A 17,207-nucleotide genomic window follows, 5' to 3' on the forward strand; every position below is an offset into this window, starting at 1 on the left:
GCCACGCCTGGAACGCCAGCCCGCGGAGAGGGAACGGATGAACGAGGCGCACGCCGTCCTGGACCGTGCCGGTGCCGAACGGGACCAGCCCGAGATCCTGGAGCAGCTGCGTGCGGAGACCGCGACCCGGGTCCTTCCGGTCCGCGCGGGCCGGGCGCCGCTCTCCGCCGACGGCCTGCGACTGTACCCGGCCACGGATCCGGCGTTCGCGGGGGATGACGTCGAGTGGGCGCTGCTCGGGCGACGCGCGGACGGCACCGCCGTGCTGCTCGCGGCTCTCGACCGGGACGCCGCGCTCGACCACGACGGGTCCTGGGCGGACGTCCGCGACGCGTCGGCGCGTCTGTCAGCCGAGGAGACCGAGATCCTCGTCTCCGGGGCCGCGCTCAGCGGCTGGCTGCGCGAGGCGCCGTTCTGTCCGGCCTGCGGCACCCGTGCGCAGCTGCGGCAGGCCGGCTGGTCGCGCCGCTGCCCGGCGTGCGGGCGCGAGCACTTCCCGCGAACGGACCCGGCGGTGATCGTGGCGGTGGAGAGCGCGGACGGCGACCGCCTCCTCCTCGGCGCGAACGCGAACTGGCGAGGGGCCTTCTACTCGTGCTTCGCGGGCTTCGTCGAGGCGGGGGAATCGCTGGAGACGACCGTGCACCGCGAGATCCTCGAAGAAGCCGGGGTCAGGTTGCGGGACCTGCGCTATCGCTCGTCGCAGCCGTGGCCCTACCCCCGATCGCTCATGATCGGGTTCCGGGCGACCGCGGTCGACGAGAGCGCGGCGCACGGCGACGGCACCGAGATCATCGACGTGCGCTGGCTCACCCGCGCCGAGGTCGGTTCCGCTCTCGCGGGAGACGGACCCGTCGGGCTTCCGGGGCCGGCCTCCATCGCGCGTGCGCTGATCCGGGACTGGTACGAGGAGCGCGCGTGAGCGCGCTGGACGGGCTCGACGAACGACAGCGTGAAGCCGCCTCGGTGCTGCGTGGGCCCGTGGCCGTCCTGGCCGGCGCGGGCACCGGGAAGACCCGGGTCATCACGCACCGGATCGCCCACGGCGTCGAGACCGGCGCGTACACGCCGTCCCGGGTGATGGCGGTCACCTTCACGGCCAAGGCCGCGGGGGAGCTGCGCGGGCGTCTGCGCGCTCTGGGCGTCGAGGGCGTCGCCGCGCGGACCTTCCACGCCGCCGCGCTCTCGCAGCTGAACTACTTCTGGCCGTCACTCGCCGGAGCGCCGGCGCCCGGCATCATCGACAACAAGGTCCGTCTCCTCGCCCAGGCGGCCGATACGCTGCGCATCCGGCCGGACACCGCGACGCTGCGGGACGTCGCCTCGGAGATCGAATGGCGCAAGGTCTCGATGCTGTCGATCGACGAGGCAGCGGCTCAGGGGCGGTCGGTCGGCCGCCTGGACGCGACGGCGCTCGCCGAGCTCTCCCGGGCGTACGAGGCGCTCAAGGACGAGCGGCGCCGCCTCGACTTCGAGGACGTGCTGCTCGCCTGCGCGGGCATGCTGGAGGCGGAGCCGAGGGTCGCCGCCGCGGTGCACGAGCAGTACCGTCACTTCACCGTCGACGAGTACCAGGACGTGTCCCCGCTGCAGAACCGTCTGCTGGAGCTGTGGCTCGGCGACCGGCGGGACCTGTGCGTGGTCGGGGACGCCTCGCAGACCATCTACTCCTTCGCGGGCGCGGACCAGCGCTTCCTCCTCGAGTTCGAGCGACGGCACCCGGACGCCGTCGTCGTGCGCCTGGAGACGAACTACCGTTCGGACGGTCCGGTGCTGAGCGCCGCGAACGCCCTCATGCACGGTCGCCCGGGCGCGCTCGAGCTGGTCGCCGCACGGGCGACGCCCACGGCCGAGCCTCCGACGGTGACCGCCTTCGACTCCGACGCGGAGGAGGCCGCGGCGATCGCCGCGGCGATCGGGGCGCGCGTGGCCCAGGGCGAGCCCGCCGAGGACATCGCCGTGCTGTATCGCGCGCACTCCCAGTCGGCGCCGCTCCTGCAGGCGCTCGCCGCCGAGGGGATCGCCGCGACGGTGCTCGGAGGGCGCCGCTTCTTCGACATGCCGGAGGTCCGACAGGCGGTCCTGGCTCTTCGCGGAGCGGCGGTCGCCCCGACGGAGCACGGCTTCCTTCCTGCGGTCCGGGACGTGCTGCGCAGCCTCGGGTTCCGTGACGACCCTCCGGAGGCGGGTGGCGCCCTGCGTGAGGTCTGGGAGGCCCGGCGCGCCCTCCTGCAGCTGGCCGAGGACGCGCCGCCCGGGGAGACGCTGCGCAGCTTCGGCGACGCGCTGCTGGCCCGTGCGAAGGATCAGCACGAGCCGACGCTGCGCACCGTCACGCTGTCCACCCTGCATGCCGCGAAGGGGCTGGAGTGGCCGCACGTGTATCTGGCCGGGTGGTCCGAGGGGCTGCTGCCGATCTCGTACGCGACGGGGTTCGACGCCATCGACGAGGAGCGCCGACTCGCCTATGTGGGGATCACGCGGGCCGCGCGTACCCTCGCGGTGACGTGGTCGCGATCGTCGGGACGGGCGGAGCGGCGGCCGTCGCGATTCCTCGCGGAGATCGGCACCGGCACTCTGCGTGAAACCGCACCGAGCGTGATGCGCGGCGGCCGTCGACGCCGATCCTGACGATCCGGCTCGACCGGTTGCGGATCGCGTCCTCGCGTTCCGCGAGGAGCTCGGCCGCGATCTCGGCGGCATCCGCGATGCGCGCGAGCGGGATGCGTCCGGGATCGTGGGTGAGCAGCTGGGTGTGCACGGCCGCCCACGAGGGATCGTGCTCCCGGTCCGCGGCGTCTCGGCAGGACAGGCACGGGGTGCGCCCGGGAACGACGAGGGGGCCGGCCGTCGCTCCGCCGGCGTCGAACGCGATCGGCAGGTGGACCCGGTCGTCACGCAGATGCGCGACCGCGCCCGCTGCGGGGGTCGCGCCACGGCGCAGCAGGAGGATCGGGACCGCGTCGGCGTCGTCGTCGATCGTCACGGCCTGGTCGGCGAGCGCCTCGATCATCCGCAGCTGGGCCCACGGGTCGAGGAGGGGAGCGGCATCGAGGCGCACCGTCACGCAGGGCCTCGGTGCGATCAGAACGGGCGCCAGCTGCGTGCGAAGCCGCCGCGCGGCCTCGCGGGGCGCCCCGCAGCCGTGGGCCACGACGTCGAACGAGATGTCGGGAACTCCGCGGGCGAGCTCGTGGAGGAGCCGCTCGGCCCAGGGCTCGACCGCGTCCAGCCGGACGATGCCGTCGACGCCGAACTGCGCCGAGTCGGCGTCTCGCCACAGCAACGGGTGCGCGGGGTCGAGTCTGATCTGCGGCATGCTCCGAGTCTGATGCTCGGGGCTTCGCCGCAGGGCCGAGGCAGACGATCCGTGGAGAACCGGGGGTCTGCGCGTGCGGGGGAGGAGGAGTCAGACGGGCTTCTCGCCGCCGCTGCCGTCGTGCGGGTCCGTGCCGTCCCGCCCGTCGTCGACGGGCCCGTCCTCGCCCTGGTCGACGTCGGGATCGCCCGGGCCGGTCTCGGGCCGGGCGGGGGAGGATCCGGCCTCCTCGGACGTCGCCGCGTCGGAGTCCGCGCCGGAGAAGTCGTCCCCGTCCAGGAGCCGGGCCAAGGCCTCGTCCATCTCGTCCGGCTGCGGCTCCTCACCGCGGGCGCGGGCCTGGAGGCGGGCGACGAGGGCGGACGGATCGTCGATGTCGGAGGCGTCGGGCATCAGGTCCGGATAGTCCCACAGCGCGTCCCGCTCGGCGATGCCGACCGCGTCCGTCACCGCGCGCCACATCGCTGCCGCCTCGCGCAGGCGACGCGGCCGCAGCTTCAAGCCGACGAGAGCCCCCAGCGCGTCCTCGGCGGGACCGCCGGCGGCGCGGCGGCGCCGCGCCGCCTCGGCGATCCGGGCGCTGTCGGGCAGGCGCGAGGTCGCCGCCGTGGTGACGACGTCGACCCAGCCGTCGATGAGCGCGATGAGGTTCTCCAGACGTTCGAGCGCCTCGCGCTGCGCCTCGGACTGCGTCGGCAGCAGCGCTCCGCCCTCGATCGCCGCACGGAGCTCTTCCGGATCGGACGGGTCCAGGCGGCCCGCGACGTCCTCCAGCGCCTCGATGTCGACCGTCACCCCGCGGGCGAACTCGGTGATCTGGGACATCACGTGCAGGTGCAGCCAGCGCGCGTGGCGGTACAGACGCGCGTACGCGAGCTCGCGGGCCGCGAGATAGAGCGCGATCTGGTCCTCGGAGATCTCTAGTCCCTCGCCGAACGCGGCGAGGTTCTGCGGGATCACGGCGGCGGTGCCCGCCGGGAGCACCGGGATGCCGACGTCGCCGCCGGAGACGACCTCGAGCGAGAGGTTGCCCAGCACCTGCCCGAACTGCATCGCGAACACGGAGGATCCGAGTCCGCGCATCAGCTTGCCGGCACCGGCGACGATGCCGCGCATCTCCTCGGGCGTCTGGCCCTCCAACGCGGTGGTGAGGGCGTCCGCGATGCTCGTGGAGACGGGCGCCGCGACCTCCTTCCACACGGGCAGCGTCTGCTCCACCCACTCGCCGCGGGTGAGCGCTCGCGGCGACGTGCTCAGCTCGGAGATGGTCGTGGCCTCGCCGACCCAGAGGTTCGCCAGGGAGAAGGCGTCGGCGAGCGACGACCGGCCGCCGTCGGTGACGCCCAGACCGTCACGGTTCGCGATGTGCAGCGCCTGGCGCAGCGTCGTCTCCCACGGGTCCGAGCCCTGCGCGGCCTGGAACTGCTGGAGGAAGGCGTTCATCATCGCCGGATCGAGGCGGATCCCCTCCATGCCCTCGATGCCGTCGAGCGCGCTCAGATCGATGTCCTCGCCGGATGCTCCCAGCATCCGGCGCAGGAACTCTCGGAAGTCCTCGGGATTCGGGTCGTTCTCTGCCATCGCCAGGCCCTCTCAGCACGTCTATAGCCGTGCGTCCTACGCTAGTCATACGATGCCGACCGCGGCCCGGAACGGGGACGCTTCGCTGTACGCCGGTCGCGAACGACCCTGTCAGGAGGACCTGTGACGACGACGCGCGCACGCCGTGCCACGCCCGCGATCGGCGTGGTCGCGCTGATCGTCAGCCTCGCCGCGCTGCTCGTGGTCACGTTCCTCCCGCTGCCGTACGTCGTGCAGCAGCCGGGCCCCGTCTACAACACCCTCGGCGACGTCGAGGTCGAGGACGGCGAGGAGGTCCCGCTCATCTCGATCTCCGGCGCGCAGACGCACGAGACCGGCGGCGCGCTCGATCTCGTCACCGTCCAGGTCGTCGGCAACCGGGAGCACACGCCCTCGTGGGTCGAGGTCGCCATGGCGTGGCTCGACCCCTCCCGGGCCGTCGTGCCGATCGACGCGGTCTTCCCCGAGGGCGTCACCACGAAGCAGCGCGACGAGCAGAACCAGGTCCTCATGGTCGACTCCCAGCAGGAGGCCACGGCCGCGGCGCTGCGGGAGCTCGACTACGACGTGCCCGTCACGATCGAGGTGGCCGGGGTGGTCGAGGACGGCGCGGCGTCCGGCGTGCTGCGCGAGGGCGATCGCATCCTGGCGCTGAACGGCGCCGCCGTCACCGACGTCGACGACCTCCGTGCCCGGATCCAGGAGAGCGGCGGCGCGCCCGTGACGCTCCGGGTCGCCAGGGACGGCGCGGAGGAGGACCTCACGGTGACGCCCCGTGAGGAGAAGGCCCAGGACGGCTCGGCCGTGTGGCTGATCGGCGTCACCCTGACGCACGACTACACCTTCCCGATCGACGTCAAGCTGCAGCTCGACAACGTCGGCGGCCCGAGTGCGGGGATGATGTTCGCGCTCGGGATCATCGACGTCCTGACGCCGGGCGAGCTCAACGGCGGAGAGCAGGTCGCCGGCACGGGGACGATCGCCGCGGACGGCACCGTGGGGCCGATCGGCGGGATCCGCCAGAAGATGTACGGCGCCCGGTCGGCGGGGGCGGACTACTTCCTCGCCCCCGGCGCGAACTGCAACGAGGTGGTCGGGCACGTCCCCGACGGGCTCACGGTGATCCGCACCGATTCGCTGGGCGAGTCCCTGGACGCCCTCGAGGTGATCGCGGACGGTGGCGACGTCGCGGCCTTGCCGACGTGCACGGGGGCGAACGGCTGACCTGTGACGGTCCCGAGCGCCGGCGGGCGTTCGCGACGGGCGAAGCGCGGATCCGCCGTCCCAGGTGGCGCATGAACTCGCCGACCTAGGATGGAGGACGTGACCACGACCTCCGCGCCGAACCCGGCCACGCCCCGCACCTCCCGACGAATACTGATGATCTCGGTGGTGATCATCGCGGCGCTCATCGCGGCCTTCTTCGCCTTCGCGTCGCTCTACACCGACTTCCTCTGGTACGACCAGCTCGACTTCGCGCAGGTGCTGACCACGCGCTGGCTGGCCACCGCGGTGATGTTCGTCGTCGGGTTCCTCGGCATGGCCCTGCCGCTGTTCCTCGTGATCCAGCTGGCCTACCGGCTGCGACCGGTCTACGTGCGCCTGAGCTCGCAGCTGGACCGGTACCAGGAGGTCATCGAGCCGCTGCGTCGCCTGGCGATGTGGGGCATGCCGGTCTTCTTCGGCCTGTTCGCGGGCTTCGCCGCGGCCGGCCAGTGGGAGACGGTCTGGATGTGGGCGAACGGGGCCTCGACGGGCGTCCTCGACCCGCAGTTCCAGATGGACACCGGCTTCTACATGTTCGCGCTGCCCTTCTACCGGGCGGTGCTCGGCTTCGCCTCCGCGGTGATGATCCTGTGCCTCCTGGTGACGGCGCTCGTGTCGTACCTGTACGGATCGGTCCGCGTGGGCCAGGGCGAGCTCCGCATCTCCAAGCCGGCGCGGATCCAGCTCGCGGTGCTCGCGGGGGTCTACCTCCTGCTGCAGGCGGCGAGCCTCTGGCTCGACCGGTACGTGACGCTCGTGACCCCCGAGGACCGCATCACCGGTGCCGCCTACACCGGCGCCAACGCGACGATCCCCGGTCTGTCGATCCTCGCGATCCTGGCCGCGCTCGTGGCGATCCTCTTCTTCATCACCGCCGTGATCGGGCGCTGGCGCTTCCCGCTGGCGGCGACCGCGCTGCTGGTGGTGGCCTCGCTCGTGGTCGGTATCGGCTACCCCTGGGTCGTCAACACCTTCCAGGTGAAGCCGAACCAGAACTCGCTGCAGGCGGAGTACTACCAGCGCAACCTCGACGCGACCAAGGCCGCGTACGGCATCGACGGGCTCGAGACCACGCCGTTCAAGGCGGCCACCGACGCCGAGCCCGGACAGCTGCGCGCCGACGCCGACACGACCGCCTCGATCCGCATCCTGGACCCGGCGATCATCAGCCCGACGGTGCGCCAGCTCGAGCAGTACCGCGCGTACTACCAGTTCCCCGAGAACCTGGACGTCGACCGCTACGAGATCGACGGCGAGAAGCAGGACACCGTCGTCGCGGTCCGTGAGCTCGACATGAACCAGCTCAGCGACGCGGGCAACTGGAACAACCGCGCCGCGGTGTACACGCACGGCTACGGTCTCGTGGCCGCCGCGGGCAATCAGCGCACCAGCGACGGTGAGCCGGTGTTCCTCGAGCGCGGCATCCCGTCGGCCGGGTTCCTCACGGACACGGAGAAGTTCGAGCCGCGCGTGTACTTCGGCGAGCAGTCGCCGCCGTACTCGATCGTCGGCGCTCCCGAGGGCACCGCGCCGGTCGAGATCGACTACCCGCGCGGGCAGGACGGCGCCACGGACACGAAGACGACCTTCACCGGCGACGGCGGGCCGCGGATCGGCAATTTCTTCAACAAGCTGCTGTACGCGCTGAAGTTCCAGTCCGAGCAGATCCTCTTCTCCGACCTCGTGAACGAGGAGTCGCAGATCCTCTACGACCGGGATCCCAAGACGCGCGTGCAGAAGGTGGCGCCGTACCTGACGCTCGACAACGACCCGTACCCGAGCGTCGTGGACGGCCGGATCGTCTGGATCGTCGACGGTTACACCACCAGCGCCAGCTACCCCTACTCCACCGGGGTGAGCCTGCAGGAGGCGATCGGCGACGCCAGCATGGCCATGCCGGGCTTCGTGGCCGACGAGGTCAACTACATCCGCAACTCGGTGAAGGCGACCGTCGACGCGTACGACGGCAGCGTCACCCTGTACGCGTGGGACGAGGAGGACCCGGTCCTGAAGACCTGGCAGAAGGTCTACCCGTCCACACTCAAGCCGATCAGCGACATGTCCGGCGAGCTGATGTCGCACGTGCGCTACCCGACGGACCTGTTCAAGGTCCAGCGGGCGATGCTCGGGGTCTACCACGTGGACGACGCGTCCTCGTTCGCCCAGCGCGACAACGCCTGGAAGACGCCCAACGATCCGCAGAACCAGGACCGGCTCCAGTCGCCGTACTACCTGTCGATGAAGATGCCGGGTCAGGACTCGCCGCGGTTCTCGATGTTCACGACGTTCATCCCGTCCGCCGAGGGGACGAGCAGTCGCGACGTGCTGCTCGGCTACCTCGCCGTGGACTCCGACGCCGGATCCGAGGCGGGGGTGAAAGCGAAGGGCTACGGACAGCTCCGGATGCTGGAGATCGACGCCGACACGACCGTCCCCGGCCCGGGACAGGTGCAGAACACCTTCGACACCGACACGGACGTGGCCCAGCAGCTCAACCTGCTGAAGCAGGGCCAGTCGGAGGTGCTGCACGGCAACCTGCTGACCCTTCCCGTCGGCGGCGGACTGCTGTACGTCCAGCCGGTCTACGTCCAGGCGTCCAAGGGCACGCAGCTTCCCCGGCTGCAGAAGATCCTCGTGGCCTTCGGCGACCGGATCGCGTTCGCCGACACGCTCACGGGGGCGCTGGACGAGCTGTTCGGCGGGGATGCCGGCGCCGTCGGCGGCGACGAGGAGGTGCCTCCCACCACGCCGGGCGGCTCGACCACGGAGCCGCCGCAGACCGGCGCCGCCGCGCGTCAGGCGGCGCTGGAGGACGCGAAGGCGGCGATGCTCGCCCGCGACGAGGCGCTCAAGTCGGGTGACCTGACGAAGTTCGCGGAGGCGGACAAGCAGCTCACCGAGGCCGTGAACCGCCTCATCGAGCTCGAGGGCGACGCCGCCGAGACGCCCGCGCAGTGAGACCACGAGAGGCGCCTCCCCGCACCGGGGAGGCGCCTCCGGCGTGTCCCCTCCCGGCCTGGCGGATCGTGCGGCGACGGCGCACACTGGAGAGGACTCCAGTCGTCCCGGCGGAGGCCGGGGGAGAGGCGGTTTCCCATGCATGTCACCGCAGGCGATCGCGTCGTGATCCACGGCGCGCAGGTCGGTCGCGCGGAGCGCCACGGCGAGGTCCTCGAGACCAGTGAGGACGGCGGGCCTCCGTACCGCATCCGCTTCGACGACGGGCACGAGTCGCTCGTGTTCCCCGGGCCGGACTGCGAGCTCGAACGGCCCTCGGAGGGCTGAGCCCGGCGCTCGGAGCGTGGGGGACGCGCCCGGGATCCGGCCCCGATTCGACCGCGCTCCGAACCCGTGCTAAGCTCAATTCTTGTGCCGCGGGGTGGAGCAGTTCGGTAGCTCGCCGGGCTCATAACCCGGAGGTCGCAGGTTCAAATCCTGTCCCCGCAACAAGAGAAGGCCCCCTGATCAGGAGAAATCCGATCAGGGGGCCTTCGCCATGGTTGGGTGTCCAGCGCACGAGCGGTATGGTGGGCACATCGTGCCCGCGATCACTTGTGTCAGGTCATTCATCATCGACTTCAACTATCTCGCCTCCGAAGCTAGGGGGTGATCAGGATGGGGGACGATGCGGCGTCGAATCGGTCGGCTTCGCGCTCAACGGGACCGGCATGGTTCGTCACGGTGCTGATCGTCGTCATCAGCCCAGTTGTCCTCATCATCGCGGCGATCCCGACGATGGGCCAAGGCGGTGACCTCAAGAACACGGCGATACTCACTTCGCTTGTCGGAGGAGCGACTGTCCTTGTCCTTGCAATAGCTGCCCGCCTGATCTGGCGGAGCACGCCGTCGGCACGGAGACGGGTCCCAGTGATAGCCCTGATTGCAGCGGCGATCATCACCACCATCTCGGCGGCACTTATATGGATCTCGGGACACTAGACGGTTGTGACCCCGCTCCCCGCGAATCTCGACGGGAGTCCGGCCCGGAGAGCCGGACTTTCCTCGAGAGGAGGGACAGAGGTCATGGCGATCGACCGATCGGGGCCGTCGGCGGATCATCGTCTCGAGGCCGAGGGCGTGGCTTGGAAGTACCGCACGGCGCGGCCCGCGACCCGGCGGCGTGATGGAATGGACGCACGATCCCCCTCAGGAGCAGACGATGACCGATTCGCGCATCCCCTCCGTCCTCTTCGTCTGCGTGCACAACGCCGGACGCTCGCAGATGGCCGCCGGCTTCGTGCGGGCCCTCGCGGGCGACCGCGTGGAGGTCCGCTCGGCGGGATCCCTCCCGGCGGAGCACATCAACCCCGTCGCCGTCGCCGCGATGGCCGAGGCCGGGATCGACATCGCCGGCGAGCAGCCGAAGGTCCTCACGACGGAGGCCGTGCAGGACTCCGACGTCGTGATCACGATGGGGTGCGGCGACGCGTGCCCGTTCTTCCCCGGCAAGCGCTACGAGGACTGGCAGCTCGAGGATCCCGCGGGTCAGGGGATCGAAGCGGTCCGCCCGATCCGGGACGAGATCCGTGCGCGCGTGGAGGATCTATTGGCCGGGCTCGGCGTCTGATCAGGGATGGGGGAGGATGGGCGCATGACCGCCTCCGCGCTCCTCGTCGCCGTGTGCCAGTTCGCTCCGACCGCGGACAGGGCGGCCAACCTCGACCGGGTCGCGGAGCTGACCGCCGCGGCTGCGGAACGCGGCGCGCGCGTGGTGGTCTTCCCGGAGTACACGAGCTTCTTCGTCGATCCGATGGACGAGACGCTCACGGACAACGCCGAGGCCCTCGACGGGCCGTTCACCCGCCGGCTCCGCGCGCTCGCCGCCGCGCACGGGGTCGTCCTCGTCGCCGGACTCGTGGAGCAGGCGGGCGACGGCGCACACGTGCACAACACTCTCGTCGCGGTCGACATGGACGGGATCCGCGCCCGCTACCGCAAGCAGCACCTCTACGACGCGTTCGGACAACGCGAGTCGGACTGGATCGCGGAAGGCGATCTCCGGACCCCCGAGACGGTCGACGTCGACGGAATCCGCATCGGTCTGATGACCTGCTACGACCTGCGATTCCCCGAGGTCGCCCGCACGCTGGTGGACGCGGGGGCGGATGCGATCGTGGTGCCTGCGGAGTGGGTGCGCGGGCCGCTCAAGGAGCACCACTGGCAGACGCTCCTGACCGCACGAGCCATCGAGAACACCGTCTACGTGCTCGCCGCGGACCACCCGACGCCGATCGGGGTGGGCCACTCCGCCGTCATCGACCCGCAGGGCGTCACGGTCGCCGCCGTCGGCACCGGGGAGGGGATCGCGGTCGCCGAGCTCGATCCGGCGCTCCTCGCCCGCGTCCGGGAGGTCAACCCCGTGCTGCGGCTGCGACGCTACGCCATCGTTCCGCGACGGGCGGACTGAGGCGCACCCGCAGACCGGAGTCGCGCCGTCAGGCGCGGAGCGCGGCAAGCCTCTCCGACGCTTCGGCGATCACCGCGGTCCGCTTGCACGCGGCGAAGCGGACGAGCCCGGCGTAGTCACGACGCTGCTCGGGGAGCACGAAGGCCGACAGCGGGATCGCCACCACACCGCACCGCTCCGGGAGGCTCCGGCAGAAGGCGTCGGCGTCGCTCCCGCCGAGCGCGGTGGCGTCGGCGACCGTGAAGTATCCGCCCTGCGCGGCGGTCACCTCGAAGCCGGCGGCCTCCAGCCCACGAGCGAGGAGCGCGTGCTTCTCCTGCAGGGCGGTGCGGGCGTCCTGGAAGAACGCGTCGGGAAGGCCCAGTCCGATCGCGACGGCGGGCTGGAACGGGCCGGCGTTGACGTAGGTGAGGAACTGCTTGACGGTCAGCACGGCGGTGATCAGGTCCGCCGGCCCGTGGACCCAGCCGACCTTCCAGCCGGTGACGGAGAACGTCTTCCCCGCGGAGGAGATGGTGAGCGTGCGCTCCCGGGCGCCCGGCAGCGTGGCGAGCGGGACGTGCGCGCCGTCGAACGCGAGGTGCTCGTACACCTCGTCGGTGACGATGACGGCGTCATGGCGTTCGGCCAGCCGGACGATCTCCGCGCGCACCTCGGCGGAGAGGACCGCTCCGGTGGGATTGTGCGGGTCGTTCACGAGGATGATCCGCGTACGGTCGGTGATCGCCCGGGCGAGATCGGCGGGATCCGGCTGGAAGTCGGGCCGGCGCAGCGGAACGGTGCGAAGGCGTGCCCCGGCGAGCGCCACGACGGCGGCGTAGGAGTCGTAGAACGGCTCGAGGACGACGACCTCGTCGTCCGGCGACCCGACGAGGGCGAGGAGCGACGCGGCGATCGCCTCCGTGGCTCCCGCCGTGACGATCACCTCGCGTTCGGGGTCCACGTCGAGGCCGTAGAACCTCCGCTGATGCTCCGCGATCGCCTGGAGGAGCTCGGGGCGTCCGCGTCCTGGCGGGTACTGGTTCGCGCCCGTGTCGATCGCGGCGCGGGCGGCGTCGAGGACCTCCGCGGGCCCGTCCTCGTCGGGGAATCCCTGTCCGAGGTTGATCGCGCCCGTCCGGGCCGCGAGGGCCGACATCTCTGCGAAGATGGTGGGCGCCACGCCGCCCTGCGCGGTGAGGAGGCCGGCGCCGCGGGCAGTGCGCCGCCAGGCGCCGGACACGATTCCCATGCAGGCCAGGGTAACGGCATAGCGGAATCCCAAGCGCGGCATAAGAAACGCACAGATGCGCACGCGACTCTGTAAGGGCGATGTCCGAAGGAGCAGAAATGAACGAACAGACCCCCCGCCCCGAATCCGGTGCCGGTCACGACGTCCCGGCGGCGTTCTCCTCGCAGGGCACGTCGGCGGCGCCGGCCCCGGGGACCGCGTCGAACGCGTTCACGGCGGGCGCCGCGCCCGCCGCCGACGCCACCGCGACCGCTGTCACGGAGCCGATCCCGCCGAGCGGCACGTACCCGCAGCCGACGCCGTACGGTGTCTCCGCGCCCCACGCCACCGGCGCCGCGTTCGGTCCGGCAGCGACCGGGGCGGCCGACAAGCCCAAGGAGCGCAAGGCCGGGATCGGCGCCACGAAGGTCGCCGCGATCTTCCTGGCCGCCGCGCTCGTCGGCGGTGCGGCGGGCTTCGGCGGGAGCGTCCTGGGGAACCAGCTCAACCCGCCGTCGTCGTCCTCCCCGGCTGCCGGCCCTTCCACGGTCACGGTGAACAACCCCGAGTCCGTGTCCGAGGCGACCGCGATCGCGTCCAAGGTCGTCCCCTCCGTGGTGACGATCGAGGTCGCCGGCTCCTCGGCGAGCGGCAGCGGATCCGGCGTGGTGCTCGACAAGAAGGGCCACATCCTCACCAATGCGCACGTGGTGACGCTCGACGGCGAGGCCGCCGACCCCTCGATCCGCGTGACGACCTCGGACGGGCGACTGCTCGACGCGGAGATCGTCGGTGTCGACCCCGTCTACGACCTCGCCGTGATCAAGGTCGTGGACACGGCCGATCTCACGCCGATCGAGTTCGCGGACTCGTCCGACCTCAACGTCGGGTCCCTCACGGTCGCCGTGGGCGCTCCGCTGGGGCTGTCGAACTCCGTGACGACCGGCATCGTCAGCGCCCTGAACCGCAGCATCCAGATCCAGTCCGCGGCGCTGCCGTCGGACGGGAACCAGGATGAGCAGCAGCCCGACCAGCAGGATCCGAACCAGCAGCCGTTCCAGTTCGACTTCCCGGGGCGCGGCGAGCAGAGCACGCCGTCGACCGGCGACACCATCTCCGTCGCCGTGATCCAGACGGACGCGGCGATCAACCCGGGCAACTCCGGCGGGGCGCTGGTCGACGGCGACGGCAAGCTGATCGGCATCAACGTGGCCATCGCGAGCGCCGGGAACTCCGGGTCTGGCCAGTCGGGGAACATCGGCGTCGGCTTCGCGATCCCCTCGGACATCGCCCAGCGCGTCTCCCAGGAGATCATCGAGACCGGTGCGGCGACCCACGGGCTGCTCGGCGCGACCGTCCGCTCCGCCAGCGGCCTGCAGGACGCCCAGGTCGTCGGCGCTGCGATCCAGGACCTCACGCCGGGCGGTGCCGCCGAGGCCGCGGGACTGCGCTCCGGGGACATCGTGACGTCGCTCGACGGTGCGCCGATCACCGACGCCTCGGACCTCACGGCGCAGGTCCGCGCGGCCGCGGCGGGCAGCAAGGTCGAGATCACCTACGTTCGCGACGGACGCGAGCAGAAGACCACGGCGACATTGGGGACGCTGTCGCTGTGACCGGTTGCGGTCCTGTGCTCCCCCTGGGGACCGCTCCGGACTGACCGATGGTCAGAATCGAGGACGCCACCCCGCGATAGGCTCGCGGGGTGGCGTCCTTCTCCTTCCGCACGGGCAACGCCGGCAAGCTGCTGCGCGCGCCGCTGTACGTCGCGGGACGCCTGGCGAACCTGGTGATCCCGCGCAGCGGGGGATGGGTGATCGGCTGCGGGGCGGGGATCGGGGACGGCGCGCTCGCCCTGTGGCGCGTGGCCCGCGCGCACGGCGTGGATCCGCTGTGGCTCACCTCATCGGACCGTGAGGATCGTGAGGCCGCGGCGCACGGGATCCGCACCGCGCGCAAGGGCGGCATCCGCGGATGGTGGGCGACGGCCCGCGCGGGCGTCGTCGTCGTCACCCATGGCCTCGGCGACGTGAACCGCTACGCGTCCTCGGGGGCGTTCGTCGTGCAGCTCTGGCACGGCATCCCGCTCAAGCGCATCGGCCTGGACTCCCCGGCGACCGTGCAGAGCGCGTTCCTCCCGCGCTCCCGGCTGCTCCCACGGCTGCTGGGAGTGCTGTACCGCGAGTCGGTGCGGCGGATCCGGGTCCTTCCCGCCGCCTCCGAACGCGCGCGTGGGCGTCTGGAGTCCGCCTTCGGGCTCGGGGTGGAGCAGGTGCTCGTGACCGGCGAACCCCGTGTGGACGTCCTCTCGCACGGCGACCCCGAGGAGCGCCGCGCGTCGGCCGCCGCACTCCGTGACGCGGCGATCGGGCGGCTCCCCGACGGGGCGCGCACGATCCTCTATGCGCCGACGTGGCGGGACGGGGCCGCGGACCCCGCCGTCCCCGACGAGGCGGAGTGGGCGCACATCGAGCAGGTGCTGCGGGACGAGAACGCGGTGCTGATCGTCCGCTCCCACCCGCTCGGCGCGGGTGTGTACCGGCCGCCGTTCCCCACGGACCGGGTCCGTGCGCTCGGTGCGGACGTCCTCGCGGACGTGACGCCGGTGCTGGCGTCGATCGACGTTCTCATCACGGACTACTCCTCGCTCGCGTACGACGTGGGACTGCTCGGGATGCCCGTGGTGTATCTGGCACCCGATCCCGAGGACTACGCCCGGACCCGCGGCTTCTACGGCTCCTACCGGGAGCTGGCTGGCGACGACTTCGCGCGGGACTGGGCCACCGCGGCGGCGCAGCTGCGTCGTGTCCTCGCCGACCCGGAGGAGCACGCTGCCCGCCGTCGCCGCTCGGCCGCGGTCAGCGCGGAGATGCACGCGTACCGCGACGGCCGCAACGCCGAACGGGTCTACCGGGCGATCCGGGCCCTCGCCCCGCGTACGATGGGGACTTCTGCGCCCGCACGGAAGGGATCCGCATGACCAGCGTCCTCATCGACGAGGAGAAGGAGACGCTCGTCGTCTCCGGCACCGGGAACCGGCCCGCGTCCGCGGACCTCGTCGGCGCGCGCGCCAGGACGGCCGCGAGGATCACCGGGGGAGGGAAGACCTGGAAGGCCGTGTTCCCGCTCCGCATCGCCCGCTGGGGCGGGCCCGCCCTGCCGCTGCCGTCGGGGGACTACGCGCTGACGGTGGACGGTGTCGACCTGGACGCGCTGGACCTCGCGGTCACCCTGCTGCCCATCCTCCGGGTATCGGTGAAGGGCCCTCTCGTGCGCATCGGTGCGCCGGTGGACCCCGTGCACGAGACCGCCGAGGGGCAGGCGGTGCTGGAAGGCCGCTACGCGGCGCAGCCGGGCGGCACAGAGAACGCCGTCTTCTTCGAGAGCTTCTACGGGCAGAGCACCGGGTGCAACCCCGGCGCGATCGATCGCGAGCTGGCGGTCCGCGCCCCGGGCGTCACCCGGTACTGGAGCGTCGTCGACCTGTCGGTGCCCGTGCCCGCCGGCGCGATCCCCGTCGTCGAGGGATCGCCCGAGTGGTGGCGCGCGCGCGGCGCCTCACGTCTGCTCGTGGTCAACGACTGGCTCCGGCGCCGGTTCGTGCGCAAGGACGGGCAGCGCGTGCTGCAGACCTGGCACGGCACGCCGCTCAAGCGCCTGGCCCTTCACCGCCCCGGATTCCATCCGCGGCGCATGCTGGCCGTGCTCCGCGAGGCGCGTCGCTGGGACGTCCTGCTCGCGCAGAACCCCTACGCCGCTCGCGTGCTCCGCAAGGCGTATGCGTTCCTCCGGCGCCCGATCTGGGTCGACGGCTATCCTCGCAATGACGCGCTCGTCACCGGGGACCGGGACGCTGTGCGCCGTGCCCTCGGCATCGACGAGGACGAGAACGTCCTGCTCTATGCCCCGACGTGGCGGGACGACCGGGCGGAGATGGTCGACTTCGTCGATCCGGAGGCGCTCGCCGAGCAGACGGACTCCGTGGTGCTCGTCCGCGGGCACTCCCGCACCATCCGGCCGGGCCGGGACCGCAACGGGGCGCGGGTCGTCGACGTCACCGGGTATCCGGACACCTCGGACCTGCTGCTGGCCGCGGACGCCCTCATCACCGACTACTCGTCGGTGATGTTCGACTTCAGCGTGACCGGCAAGCCGATGTACTTCCTCGTCCCCGACCTGGAGCACTACCGCGGGGAGCTCCGGGGCTTCTACTTCGACCTCGCCGCACGAGCGCCCGGGCCGCTGGTCCGGACCCAGGCCGAGCTCGTCGCCGCGCTCGCTGACCTGGGCTCCGTGGCCCGGCACGCCGAGCAGTACGTGACCTGGCGCGCGCAGTTCAACGCCCGTGACGACGGCGCGGCTGCGGCGCGAGTGGTCTCGCGCCTGCTCGACCTCGGATTCGTGCAGACCTGATCCCGGGCGGG

13 protein-coding genes and 1 tRNA gene are annotated in these 17,207 nt (G+C 71.8%); 12 read left to right on the forward strand and 2 right to left on the reverse strand.

Annotated elements, in window-relative coordinates; translation table 11 throughout:
• Nucleotides 1-37 precede the first annotated feature (37 nt).
• Together nudC and K8F61_RS01470 are read left to right on the forward strand one after the other, a co-directional pair.
• On the forward strand, nt 38-922 hold the full coding sequence (nudC, locus tag K8F61_RS01465) for an NAD(+) diphosphatase (RefSeq protein WP_231820450.1): 885 nt from the start codon (nt 38-40) through the stop codon (nt 920-922).
• Nucleotides 919-2,631, forward strand: coding sequence for an ATP-dependent helicase (locus tag K8F61_RS01470; RefSeq protein WP_231820451.1), 1,713 nt, complete (start codon nt 919-921; stop codon nt 2,629-2,631). The genes nudC and K8F61_RS01470 overlap by 4 nt, the downstream gene beginning before the upstream one ends.
• 778 nt (nt 2,632-3,409) lie before the next feature.
• Here the strand turns inward: K8F61_RS01470 and K8F61_RS01475 are convergent.
• On the reverse strand, nt 3,410-4,900 hold the full coding sequence (locus tag K8F61_RS01475) for a zinc-dependent metalloprotease (protein ID WP_231820452.1): 1,491 nt from the start codon (nt 4,898-4,900) through the stop codon (nt 3,410-3,412).
• A gap of 123 nt (nt 4,901-5,023) precedes the next feature.
• On the opposite strand from K8F61_RS01475, the gene K8F61_RS01480 reads away from it, so the two are divergent.
• The 7 genes from K8F61_RS01480 to K8F61_RS01510 all read left to right on the forward strand — a co-directional run bounded on the left by K8F61_RS01480 (nt 5,024) and on the right by K8F61_RS01510 (nt 11,573).
• Entirely contained in the window at nt 5,024-6,124 is a 1,101-nt protein-coding gene (locus K8F61_RS01480; protein ID WP_231820453.1) for a YlbL family protein, read from the forward strand.
• A gap of 99 nt (nt 6,125-6,223) precedes the next feature.
• Nucleotides 6,224-9,124, forward strand: a complete 2,901-nt coding sequence (locus K8F61_RS01485) for a UPF0182 family membrane protein (protein ID WP_174522509.1) — start codon at nt 6,224-6,226, stop codon at nt 9,122-9,124.
• Nucleotides 9,125-9,262: 138 nt separating this feature from the next.
• Complete coding sequence (locus K8F61_RS01490) at nt 9,263-9,451, forward strand: DUF1918 domain-containing protein (protein WP_067243536.1); 189 nt, start codon at nt 9,263-9,265, stop codon at nt 9,449-9,451.
• 88 nt (nt 9,452-9,539) lie between these two features.
• A tRNA-Met gene (locus K8F61_RS01495) sits at nt 9,540-9,613 on the forward strand.
• Between the two features lie 234 nt (nt 9,614-9,847).
• On the forward strand, nt 9,848-10,105 hold the full coding sequence (locus tag K8F61_RS01500; protein WP_231820454.1) for a hypothetical protein: 258 nt from the start codon (nt 9,848-9,850) through the stop codon (nt 10,103-10,105).
• Nucleotides 10,106-10,325: 220 nt separating this feature from the next.
• Nucleotides 10,326-10,733 (forward strand): arsenate reductase ArsC, encoded by a 408-nt coding sequence (locus K8F61_RS01505; RefSeq protein WP_231820455.1) that lies wholly within the window; start codon nt 10,326-10,328, stop codon nt 10,731-10,733.
• Between the two features lie 24 nt (nt 10,734-10,757).
• On the forward strand, nt 10,758-11,573 hold the full coding sequence (locus K8F61_RS01510) for a carbon-nitrogen hydrolase family protein (protein WP_231820456.1): 816 nt from the start codon (nt 10,758-10,760) through the stop codon (nt 11,571-11,573).
• A 28-nt stretch (nt 11,574-11,601) separates the two neighbouring features.
• Here the strand turns inward: K8F61_RS01510 and K8F61_RS01515 are convergent, their stop codons facing one another.
• On the reverse strand, nt 11,602-12,804 hold the full coding sequence (locus K8F61_RS01515) for an aminotransferase class I/II-fold pyridoxal phosphate-dependent enzyme (protein WP_231820457.1): 1,203 nt from the start codon (nt 12,802-12,804) through the stop codon (nt 11,602-11,604).
• Between the two features lie 98 nt (nt 12,805-12,902).
• Between K8F61_RS01515 and K8F61_RS01520 the strand changes: the two genes are divergently transcribed.
• The 3 genes from K8F61_RS01520 (at nt 12,903) to K8F61_RS01530 (ending at nt 17,196) form a co-directional block, all read left to right on the forward strand.
• The gene (locus tag K8F61_RS01520) at nt 12,903-14,399 is read left to right on the forward strand and encodes a S1C family serine protease (RefSeq protein ID WP_231820458.1); all 1,497 of its coding nucleotides are present in this window, start codon (nt 12,903-12,905) and stop codon (nt 14,397-14,399) included.
• A gap of 89 nt (nt 14,400-14,488) precedes the next feature.
• The gene (locus K8F61_RS01525; RefSeq protein WP_231820459.1) at nt 14,489-15,763 is read left to right on the forward strand and encodes a CDP-glycerol glycerophosphotransferase family protein; all 1,275 of its coding nucleotides are present in this window, start codon (nt 14,489-14,491) and stop codon (nt 15,761-15,763) included.
• Nucleotides 15,760-17,196, forward strand: coding sequence for a CDP-glycerol glycerophosphotransferase family protein (locus tag K8F61_RS01530; RefSeq protein WP_231820460.1), 1,437 nt, complete (start codon nt 15,760-15,762; stop codon nt 17,194-17,196). The genes K8F61_RS01525 and K8F61_RS01530 overlap by 4 nt, the downstream gene beginning before the upstream one ends.
• Nucleotides 17,197-17,207 lie beyond the last annotated feature (11 nt).

Origin of the sequence: Microbacterium resistens (assembly GCF_021172025.1) — a bacterium.
Classification (GTDB): Bacteria; Actinomycetota; Actinomycetes; order Actinomycetales; family Microbacteriaceae; genus Microbacterium; species Microbacterium resistens.